Origin of the sequence: Rhodopseudomonas telluris (genome assembly GCF_042432815.1) — a bacterium.
GTDB classification, from domain to species: Bacteria; Pseudomonadota; Alphaproteobacteria; order Rhizobiales; family Xanthobacteraceae; genus Rhodopseudomonas; species Rhodopseudomonas telluris.
The window spans coordinates 1077436-1083613 of sequence record NZ_JBHLWM010000005.1; the positions used below are offsets into that span (position 1 = coordinate 1077436).

The window sequence follows — 6178 nt, forward strand, 5'->3', positions numbered from 1 at the left end:
ACCAAGATTAGCGCCAGGAAGCGCGGCGATCCACCCGATCTCAGGCCTGGGCCGCGCCGCGTTCGAGCTGCTCGGCGACGGCGGACAGCCACGCGCCGCGATGCTGATGCAGGCTCTGCGACCGCGCCGCCGCCGCGGCGCGCATCGCCGGCAGCGTATCGATCATGCTGGCGAGGCCGTTCACCAGCGCCTCGTGCTGAAACGGCTCCGGAATCACCAGCCCGGCGCCGCTGCGCTCGATCTCGCCCGCATAGCCGCACGCCGCACTCGCCAGCACCGGAACGCCCGCGAGCAGCGCCTCGCCGATCACCTGCCCGGCGGCTTCGGAACGCGCCGGGTGCAGCATGAAGTCGGCGGCGGCGATCAGATCCATCACCTCGGAAACGTAAGGCACGATCCGGACCCGGGTCTCGAGATCGTGGCGCACGACATGGCGATGCAGCCAGGCCGAATCCGAACCGGCGACGACGAGGTGCAGCTTGGGATAGAGCTTCAGCGCCGCGAGGCTGCGGTCGACGCCCTTCAGCTTCGGATCGACCGCGACCGAGACCGCCAGCAGTGCGTCGTCCGGAATGCGCAGATCGGCACGCCAGTCGGTCGCGCCGAGATGGCGCGCGGCGGTGTAGCGGTCGTCGTGCAGCACCATCGGCAGCACGGTGGCGCGCGACGGCTCGAAATCATAGGCGATGAAGTACTCGTCGCGCTGGCGCTCGGTGAGGAAGAACAGCCCGGTGGTGGACGGCGTCGCGAACAGCGCGCGCTCCAGCGCGAGCCGCGTGCGGCGGCGCGGCGGCCAGGCCAGCAGCCGCCAGTCGCGCAGGATGGCGGCGCCGTCGGCGACGTAGTGATAATCCGCTCCGGGAATGCGTTCGAACGACAGCAGCACCGCCGAACCGGCGCGCTGCCGGTGCGCGATCACGGCGCGCGCAAATTCGCGCAGCAGCACGTGATTGGCGAAGCCGCGGGTGCGCAATTTCTCGATCCGCAGATCGCCGATGCCCGCCACCTCGGCCGAGGTGGTCAGCACGGTCACCTCGTGACCGCGCGCCGCAAGATCGCGCGCGACCGCGATACAATCGCGCTCTTTGCCGCCCTGCTTGTCGAGCTTGAAGATGGCCAGCATGACCCTCATAGGCACCGCCGGCTCATCGGAGAGATCCAGATCATCACAACGGCGGGGTTTATAACCCTTCTAGACCGCACGGTGCAACGCAGCGGCACGCCGCAGACAGCGCGTGCATTGCAGCGTTGCGGGCTGACCGGACCAAGCGGCCGCGCGACGCTCTCCACGAACTCGACCTCATCCTGAGGAGCCGCGCAACGCGCGGCGTCTCGAAGGATGGGCCGCAAGCACGTGCCGTGTCGCCATCCTTCGAGACGCGCGCTATAGCGCGCTCCTCAGGATGAGGCTGTGCGTGGGGATAGGTTCGCATTGCTGGCGGGCGCGGTCGCGCCACAGCAGCGTGGAGCCGGACTATTCGCCCGGCACCAGCCTCGCCATCGCGTCGCGCGACATCCGCTTGTGACGGCGGCGCGACAGGTACAGCAGCAGGCCCGTCACGGCGAACAGCGGCATTGACAGCGACGCGAGCATGAAGAGCAGCCTGCCCGGCCAGCCGAGGATGCCGCCGCGATGGATGTCGAACATCCGGGACAGCATCCGCTCACCGGTGGTCTTGTCGGCATAGAGCTCGCGCGACACGATGGCGCCGGTCGCGGCGTCGATCTTGAATTCGTCGCGCCGGCCGTCGGCCGCGTCGGTCAGCCAGGCCCTCACCCGCAGCGTCGTCTCGCCGCCGCTCGGCAGCGTCAGCCGCGCCGAGGCAAAATTGTCGCCGCGGTCCTGCAGCAAGCTGGCCCATGCGCGGTCGAGCTGGGGCGCCGGCGCCGCGCCATCCGGCCGCTCGGCCCGGGCCGCCTTGCCGCCCTGCGCCTTGCCCGGCGACTTGGCCGGCGACTTGGCCTTCATCGGCTCGTCCGCCGCCGGCGCGCGCGCGAACAGCCAGGTCGCCGCCGACCTGTACCAGTCGAACGACCACCACAGGCCGCTCAGCACGATCACCAGATAGATCACCATCACCCAGGTGCCGACGACCGAATGCAGCGAGCGATGCAGGCCGCGGCCGTGCAGGCGCAGATTGGGCTTGAGCCAGATCTTCAGGCTGCCCGGCCGGTGCGGCCAGCGCAGCACCAGGCCGGAAATCAGCATCGTGATCAGCCCGATCGCGACGATGCCGGTGATCGGCCGGCCATAGCCCTTGCCGTCGCCCGGCAGCAGCAGCCAGCGGTGCAGCTTCTGCACCGTCAGGAAGAACGCCTCCCCGGCCGGATGGCCGAGCACGCGACCGTCATAGGGATCGACATAGAGCGACGACGGACGCGAGCGGTCCTCGTTGCGGGCGAAGCGGATGCGCACGGCGGCCGACGGATCGCGCGCCAGCGTGATCGACGCGACCGCACCGTAGGAGGTGGCCGCCTGCGCCCGCGCCACCAGCTCGTCCGGCGACAGCCGCGGCGCCGATCGCGGCTCGACGCGCATCAGGCCGGCATTGAGGCCGGCCAGGATCTCGTCCTCGAAGCTCATCATCGCGCCGGTGACGCCGATCAGCGTCAGCACCAGCGCCAGCACCAGGCCGGCGATCGAATGCACCTGAAACAGCGTGGCTTTAACCGCGGCGCGCATGTCAGCCTCCGCGCATGCGGCCGGGCGGCGAAGTCGCGCCATGACAGTGCAACGGCGCGGCGCTCCGCATCAGAATTTCACCGTGGCGGCGAGCGAGAACCGCCGCGCGTCGCCAACCGCCGCGTTCAGCGTGTTGACGGCGGACGGATAGTACACGGTGTCGAACAGGTTCTTGACGTTGAACTGATAGGTCACCGGGAACGGACCGGTGCGTGTTTCGTAGCTCGCGAAGATGTCGGCCACAGTGTAGGCCGGCAGCACGAAGGAATTGGCGCTGTCGCCGGGGCGGTTGCCGACATAGCGCGGACCGCCGCCGAGGCGCAGCCGGCCGGGCAGCGCGGTGCCGAAATCATAGACCAGGAACAGCGACGCGGTGTTCATCGCCACGTTCTGCAGCCGCATCCCGACCAGCGTCGGATCCTCGGTGACGATCGCGTCGGTGTAGCCGTAGCTGGCGATCGTGCTCCAGTGATCGTCGAGCCGGCCGGTGACGTCGAATTCGACGCCGCGCGAGCGGACCTTGCCGGCGGCGCGATATTCGTTGAGGCCGGTCGCCGAATTGAACTGCGACACCAGCACGTTCTTCTTGTCGATGTCGTACACCGCCAGCGTGCCGGACAGCCGCTTGTTGAGATCGAACTTCAGGCCCGCCTCGTATTGCGTGCCCTCTTCGGGCGCGATGTTCGAGCCGATCACGAAGCCGCCGGTCAGCGGCGCGATGCTCGAGGTCGGCTGCAGCGACTGGGTGTAGCTGGCGTAGAGCGAGACCTGGTCGTTGAGCTTCAGGATCGCGCCGGCGAGCGGCAGCACCTTGCTGCCGTCGAGATTGGTGTTGGCGGTGAACGGCCGGCCGCGGCCGGCGAGCTGGTCGTACTCCATCCAGCGCAGACCGCCGACCAGCGAGAACCAGTTGGTGAGATGCAGCGTATCCTGCAGGAACACCGAGCGGGTCTCGAGCTGATCGGTTTGGTTGCTGTCGGTGGGCGACACCGTGGTGCCGGGCTGCACCAAACCATAGGTCGGATTGTAGAAGTTGAAGTTCGGCGTCGCCTGCCGGATCAGATCCTGGCGATAGATCACGCGGCGCTGTGCGTCGCCGCCGATCAGCAACTCGTTGCGGAAGTCGCCGAGCCAGACATTGCCCTGCAGATAGGACGTGCCGAAGCTGACATACGCCATCGCGCCCTTGGTGCCGTCATTGCTGCGGCGCTCGACGCCGGTGCGGGCATCGACCGAGGTGATGCGGAGCTGATTGGCGTCGTAGGTCTCGCTGTTGAAGCTGTAGGCGGCGGTGACTTTCCAGTTGTCGTCGAGCCGGTGCTCGATCGAGCCCTGCACCAGGTCCGACTTGCCCCAGGTCCGGTTGAACGCCTCGTCGAGCCGCCGCGTCGCCGGGATCGCCAGCGGCGCGCCATTGACGAAGGCGGTGCCGCGGTCGAACGGATAGCTGAATTCGCGGTGCTCGTAGCCGAACTGAACCGTGGTGCGCTCGCCATACCAGGCCAGCGACGGCGCGATCAGCGTCTCGCGATTGGCGCCGAAATTGCGCCAGTAATCCTCGTCGAGGCCGGAGCCGACGAACCGATAGGCGACGCCGCCGTCGCCGATCGGGCCGGTGACGTCGACGATCGCCTGGCTGCCGTTCTTGCCGCCGCCGAATGTCGAGCCGATCACGGTGAGCGAGCCGTGCTGATACAGTTCGGGCCGCTTGCTGATGGTGTTGACGATGCCGCCCGGCGTCTGGATGCCGTACAGCAGCGAGGCCGGGCCTTTCAGCACCTCGACGCTCTCGACGCTGGCGCCGAGCGCGCGGCCCTGCACCAGCGGCATGCCGTTGCGCATGATCGAGCCGTCGCGATTATCGCCGAAGCCGCGGCGGATCACGGCGTCGAACGAGCCGGCCAGCGTGTTGGTCTGGGTGACGCCGCTGACATTGGCGAGCGCGTCGTCGAGATTGCGCGGCAGCTGATCCTTCAGCACCTGCTCGGGCACGACGTTGACGGATTGCGAACTATCGAGCGGCGACGCGCCGCTGCGCAGCGTGGTCGGACTCGGCATCGCCCGGTAGCCGAGCTTCTGTTCGTTCAGCACAGCGGCGGCCGCGGCCGCGCGTTCCGACGGAGTCGGCGGCGCCGGCTGGGGCGCGGGCTGACGCGCGGCGCGGCGCACGACGGCCTGCTGCGGCGCGCGAGACGCGGGCGCCGCAGCGCTGCGTTTCGCGGCGCGGTTCGGCGCTTCGACGGTGACCGATGGCAGCTCCGTGCTGGATTGCGCGACGGCGACGTCCGCGCAGGCGAGACTCGCAAGGCACACAGCGCCGGCAGTCGCGCCCGCCGCGACGGACCCACGCTGGCGCCTCCCGGCTTTGGCGAGCCGTCCTTCGTCGATCGACATTCCGCAGTCTGCTTTCCGCACGAGAGAATGATGAGAGGTCGCGTTTAGCAGCGTGCGGTGATGATGAGAACGCAGGGGCGCTTGTAATGCCTCTAAGTCGCGCCCGCGTCGCGTCCGATCGCACCAGCGATCAGCTTCAGGTTGTGGTACTGCTGATGGCCGAGGCCGCGACGGGGCTGCGGCAGCGGCTCGACAAACAAAAACGCCGCCTCGTTACCGAGACGGCGTTTGCTTCGAAACTCCTGCGCGGCGCTATTCCTCGTCGTCGAGCGCTTCGGCGAGCTTGTCGTAGTTCTTCAGCACCAGATCGATATTGCCCTGGTTCTTGACCACGGGCCCCGGCGACTTCAGTGCTTCGTTGAGATCGGCCAGCGCCTGCTTCTTGTCGTCGGCGGACATCTTGGTGTCGGCCTGGACCAACGCGATCTGCGCCTTCAGCTCGGCTTCGGGACCCACATAGGTCTTGGTCTTGGCGTCAACGCCGGCCATCACCATGCTGATCGCTTCGACCACGTCGCTGTATTCGCCGTAGTTGGCGAAGCCATACTTCTTGGCCGTCGTGTCGAGCTGCTGGACGATCTTCGGATCGGGCTTGGCCTGCGGATCGTCGGGCATCTTGGCGGCGATCGCGTCGAGATCCTTATGCGCGGCGAGCACGCCCTGGACCTGCTTCTCGGTCAGGGTGATGTCCTTCAGCACCGGTTCCGACGGAGCCGCCGCTTCGGGAGCGGGCTTCACCGGCGCGGCCGGGGTGGCTTGGTTCTGAGCGGCCTGCGCCAGCACCGCCGTCGGCGCCGCCGATGCGAGCGCAAGAGCCAGACAGCCCGCACCAGCCATGGCGACGGGTCGAATAGGGAAGCGCATGAAGTTCTCCTCGGTGATTCCGCCTGGGACAAGGCCGGCTTGACGCCGATTCAGGGCGCCGCGAATCTGCGCCGCAATTGGGCCGAAACACGGGCAGACGCCCGTAGCCCAGGCAACGATCCAAGGCAATTCGGAATGGAACCAAGACCGAGGAGACGAACGTGGTTCAAACGCAAAAACGCCGCTTCCGTTTGGGAAGCGGCGTTTTGCGATTGGTGTGTTTGATCATCGTATTTG

General features: G+C 67.7%; 4 protein-coding genes. All 4 read right to left on the reverse strand.

All coding sequences use genetic code 11. The features are described from left to right. Window positions 1-40 precede the first annotated feature (40 nt). Window positions 41-1123, reverse strand: a complete 1083-nt coding sequence (locus tag ACFFJ6_RS16555) for a glycosyltransferase family 4 protein (RefSeq protein ID WP_378389634.1) — start codon at window positions 1121-1123, stop codon at window positions 41-43. A 351-nt stretch (window positions 1124-1474) separates the two neighbouring features. After that, window positions 1475-2683: a PepSY-associated TM helix domain-containing protein gene (locus ACFFJ6_RS16560; RefSeq protein WP_378389636.1), complete on the reverse strand. Its 1209-nt coding sequence runs from the start codon at window positions 2681-2683 to the stop codon at window positions 1475-1477. Window positions 2684-2752: 69 nt separating this feature from the next. Continuing rightward, a complete protein-coding gene (locus ACFFJ6_RS16565) occupies window positions 2753-5077 on the reverse strand; it encodes a TonB-dependent siderophore receptor (RefSeq protein WP_378389638.1) in 2325 nt (774 codons plus the stop codon). A 252-nt stretch (window positions 5078-5329) separates the two neighbouring features. Then, on the reverse strand, window positions 5330-5941 hold the full coding sequence (locus ACFFJ6_RS16570; RefSeq protein WP_378389640.1) for a hypothetical protein: 612 nt from the start codon (window positions 5939-5941) through the stop codon (window positions 5330-5332). Between the last annotated feature and the right edge of the window lie 237 nt (window positions 5942-6178).

Coding starts and splice junctions, on each gene's coding strand:
- ACFFJ6_RS16555 (WP_378389634.1), bottom strand. CDS start 1,123: ATGCTGGCCATCTTCAAGCTCGACAAGCAGGGCGGCAAAGAGCGCGAT.
- ACFFJ6_RS16560 (WP_378389636.1), bottom strand. CDS start 2,683: ATGCGCGCCGCGGTTAAAGCCACGCTGTTTCAGGTGCATTCGATCGCC.
- ACFFJ6_RS16565 (WP_378389638.1), bottom strand. CDS start 5,077: ATGTCGATCGACGAAGGACGGCTCGCCAAAGCCGGGAGGCGCCAGCGT.
- ACFFJ6_RS16570 (WP_378389640.1), bottom strand. CDS start 5,941: ATGCGCTTCCCTATTCGACCCGTCGCCATGGCTGGTGCGGGCTGTCTG.